Source organism: Sulfurimonas sp. (assembly GCF_032250635.1).
Classification (GTDB): Bacteria; Campylobacterota; Campylobacteria; order Campylobacterales; family Sulfurimonadaceae; genus Sulfurimonas.
This window is the reverse complement of sequence record NZ_JAVVFL010000189.1, coordinates 1-4,187: the sequence shown is the minus strand read 5'-3', so window position 1 is coordinate 4,187 and position 4,187 is coordinate 1. Positions and strand designations below refer to the sequence as shown.

Annotated in this window: 3 protein-coding genes; 2 read left to right on the top strand and 1 reads right to left on the bottom strand. The window is 38.2% G+C overall.

Features of this window, described 5'->3' with window-relative positions:
• Positions 1-127 precede the first annotated feature (127 nt).
• Positions 128-739, bottom strand: a complete 612-nt coding sequence (locus tag RQ763_RS10135) for a hypothetical protein (RefSeq protein ID WP_314152806.1) — start codon at positions 737-739, stop codon at positions 128-130.
• Positions 740-890: 151 nt separating this feature from the next.
• Between RQ763_RS10135 and RQ763_RS10130 the strand changes: the two genes are divergently transcribed.
• Positions 891-3,317: an ATP-binding protein gene (locus RQ763_RS10130; protein WP_314152803.1), complete on the top strand. Its 2,427-nt coding sequence runs from the start codon at positions 891-893 to the stop codon at positions 3,315-3,317.
• 35 nt (positions 3,318-3,352) lie between these two features.
• Entirely contained in the window at positions 3,353-4,102 is a 750-nt protein-coding gene (locus tag RQ763_RS10125) for an RNA methyltransferase (RefSeq protein ID WP_314152802.1), read from the top strand.
• Positions 4,103-4,187 lie beyond the last annotated feature (85 nt).

The following is a 4,187-nucleotide window of genomic DNA, read 5'->3' as shown; positions in this document are numbered from 1 at the left end:
AATCATCTCCAGAGTAATTATAATAGTATTTAGAATCACTAGAGACATTCATGCCGCAAACCGGGTCTTTTAACTGATTAGATTCTCTCTTAAAATTAATCTTCATATTGCTGCCATCCTTATTTTATTAAGATTTAGTCACCTCTGTTTCCTCTAGTAAATCTTTAAAGTCTGCTCTTCTCTCTTCAAGCTTTTTTCTGTATGTGTCATAATCCCCAAAATGAAAAAATTTATCATATCTTGAGTGCATGTCAATTTGCGGTTTTGAGTGTTTTATGGGACACCAAAACTGCTCGCTTCTTGCCGCTATCTCTCTTGTGTAGCCTATGACACCGTTAAAATACTCACAATACAAACAGTTTATCTTCTCAACTCTATCTAGATAAAAAAGATTGTATCTGTCTATGACTACGTAATCACTTCTTTTAACTTTTGGTATCTTATATATAGGAAAACAGACCGTTTGATAAATAGTAACAAAGATATCTGCAAGAAGTGCGGGAATCATCATTGACCAGATAAAAGGGATTGTGAAAATTACTAAAACAGGAAACGATGATAAATATTTGATGGAGCTTACAATCCTGGATTTCCCCTCTTCTATTACGTTCTCTTGAAACTTTACCTTTTTATCCTCAAGCGTATAAAAAAATTCATCCTGCTTTTTTCTAAGCTCTGCCATAAGTTCGTCTTCAAGAGTTTTTATCTGTTGTGCTATCTCATCTATTCTACTATCCATCAAACTCTCCGGTTTTTTTGATTTTATCTTTTTTAAAGTATAGCACTATTTTATCAATTAAACATTTTTAATAATGGAATAAGCTTTTTTCATTTACCATAGGTTGATTTTAAAAAATTTCTCAATCACTCTTCAATTTCAAGGGAAAATTATGCCATCAGCTTTAGAAATTTCGCAATTATATAAAAAGTGTGACTCTTCGCTTTTTTCATTTAAAACTACTAAAGAACTTGAGCCGCTAGAGGAGCCTTTTGGACAGAAAAATGCACTCGATGCTATAGATTTTGCCGCAAACATCGAGCAAGACGGTTACAATCTTTTTGCTATGGGAACCTCTGGCAGCGGCAAACACTCTACCGTGATGAACTTTTTGCAAAAAAAAACAAGAAGCCAAAAGGCACCAAACGACTGGTGCTATGTCAACAACTTTAAAGACCCCAGGAAACCCATTGCTATAGAACTTCCCTCAGGACATGCTATAGGGTTTAAAGATAACATGGATGAACTTGTCGAGCTCTTAAAAGAGATTCTTCCGACTGTTTTTGAAGGCAGTGCTTACCGCAATGAGTATGAGGCTATAAACCAGAAATATATGGAAAAGGAGACGCAGATTTTCCAGTATCTCCAAGACGAGGCAAAAAAGCACGATATTGCAATGAATGCCACTTCTAAAAACAGAGTTTCATTTGCGCCCGTCATAAACGGCAAAGTTATTACTGCTTCAGAGTTCAACGCCATAGAGGGAAAAGAGAAAGAAGAGATTGAGAAGAAGGTCAATGAGTTTGAGAAGATTGTAAAAGATGGTCTGCATGGTGTAAATGAGCTAAACAAAGCGCAAAGAAAAGAGCTTAAAGATTTAGAGAAAAGAATAACCAAGGAGTCGGTCGAATCGCTTATTGACGAAGTGCGCTCCAAGTACAAATATTCAGATAAAATCACTGCCTATCTTGATGATTTAGAGGATGATGTTATCCATCATGTGCAAGATTTTTTGGTAAAACCAGACGAAATGCCTATGATACCATTTATGAAAGAACTCTATACTCCCTCCTTTTCGCGTTATGGCGTAAATCTATTTATTACCCATGAAGAGAATGCACCCTCAGCGGTTATCTACGAAGACAATCCTATTCATCAAAATCTTATAGGAAAGATCGAACATTTATCGCAGGTTGGTACATTGGTAACCGACTTTAGCATGATTAAACCGGGGGCACTCCATAAAGCAAACGGAGGTTATCTTGTACTTGATGCAAGAAAGCTTTTAATGCAGCCGTTTGCGTATGAGGAGCTCAAACGTGCTCTGCGTTCAAAAGAGATACGCATAGAATCTTTGGCGCAACAATACTCATTTATCAGCACAACCTCATTAGAGCCTGAGCCGATTCCCATAGATGTAAAAGTAGCTCTTATCGGAGAGAGAATTCTATACTATCTTCTTTACCACTACGATCCTGATTTTGGAGAGCTTTTTAAAGTAGTTGCCGACTTTGAGGACAGCATTGTTCGCAGTAAAGAGAATACACATCTTTATGCGCAAATGATAGGAACAATCGCGACGAACCACGACCTGCTTCCTCTAACTCCAGATGCCGTTGCAAGGGTCATAGAGGAGAGTTCAAGAGAGGTTTCACACTCTTTAAAATTCTCTGCACATCTAAGAACTCTCTCGGATCTACTAAAAGAGGCAGATTATTGGGCTAAGAAAAACTCTCACTCGGCGGTAGAAAAGGATGATATAAACAAGGTGCTCCAGACACGCATTGATAGAGCAAACCGCATACAGATGAGACTCTACGAACAGATTGATGAGGGCACCATCATGATTGATCTCTCCGGCAGTGTTGTAGGTCAGATAAATGCGCTTAGTTTTATCTCCATGGGAGGATACAACTTCGGTATAGCGTCTAAAATTACCGCTAGAACACGCATCGGCAAGGGCGAGATTATAGATATTGAGCGTAAGGTTGAACTGGGCGGTCCTATTCACTCAAAAGGAGTTATGATTCTTAGTTCGTACCTTGGCTCAACGTACGCCCAAAACAAACCCTTAAGCCTCTCCTCTTCTTTGGTTTTTGAGCAATCCTACAATAAAATAGACGGTGACAGCGCATCTTCAACAGAGCTCTACGCTATTCTTTCATCGCTTGCAAACCTGCCTATAAAACAAAACATCGCAGTTACAGGTTCTGTTAATCAATTTGGCGAAATCCAGCCCATAGGCGGAGTAAACGAGAAGATAGAGGGCTTTTTCGACATCTGCATGCGCAGAGACAAAAATGGATTTTACGGCGTCATTATTCCAGAAACAAACATCAAGCATCTAATGCTCAAAACTGAAGTTCTTGAAGCGGTAGAAAAAGGCAACTTTGCAATCTACGCAGTAAAAACTATAAATGAGGGGATAGAGATTTTAACCGGTGTAGAAGCGGGAGAGGTTGATGAAAAAGGCAACTATCCGTCATCCAGCGTAAACGGCATGGTAATGGCTCGTCTTGAGGAGTTCTCAGAAAATGCAAGAGATTTTTATCATAAGAAGAGTGATAACTCCGATGAAGAGAATAAAACAGATAAATAGTGTAAAATTGCATCAATATAAACAAAAGGCAAGTTTTGGAAGATTCACAAGAGTACAAAAACAAAAAAGCATATTTTGAGAAGATAATCACGCTTTATGGCAGAAATGTAGTCATAGAGGTTCTTCAAGATGAAAATATTGAGATACATAAACTCCACATGTCAAACTCTAACAAGCCTGATGGCGCGGTAGAGACTATCTTAAAACTTGCAAAAAAAAGAGGCATTGAGGTAGTTTATCACGATAAAAATGCACTCAGCAGAATCAGCAAAAATGCAAAACAAGACCAAGGTGTAGCGATTGACATCATTGCTTCCTCCTACCAAAGCGCAAATGAGATAAAGAGTTTAAAAAGTTTCAAACTCTTAGCGCTTGACGGCATACAAAACCCTCAAAACCTAGGGATGATTATCCGCTCATGCGCGGCAGGTTATGTTGATGGAATTATTCTTCCTAAAAAAAGCAGCGCAAAAATCTCTCCGCTCGTCATAAAAGCGAGTGCGGGAACGCTTTTTAAACTCCCAATCTACTACTGCAACACACTGGATGAAGTTTTAAAAGAGTTGCATGATGCAAAAATCTACCTGCTCTCTTCACATGCCAAAAACAGCATCTATGATTTGAAAAAAAGCGACAAATCCATATTTGTTCTTGGAAACGAGAGCGATGGAGTCTCAAAAGAGATTGAAAAACTCTGTAACGACTCTATCAGCATCCCGATGAACAGAGGCGTAGAGTCTTTAAATGTTGCGGTTACCGCTTCGCTTATCGCCTTTATGCGCTAAGCTCCTTTGCTTTTTCATCCCTAAAGAAATTTAATAAAAACACCATAAATATTCTTATTTATCTTATAATTTCTAAATAATAAGA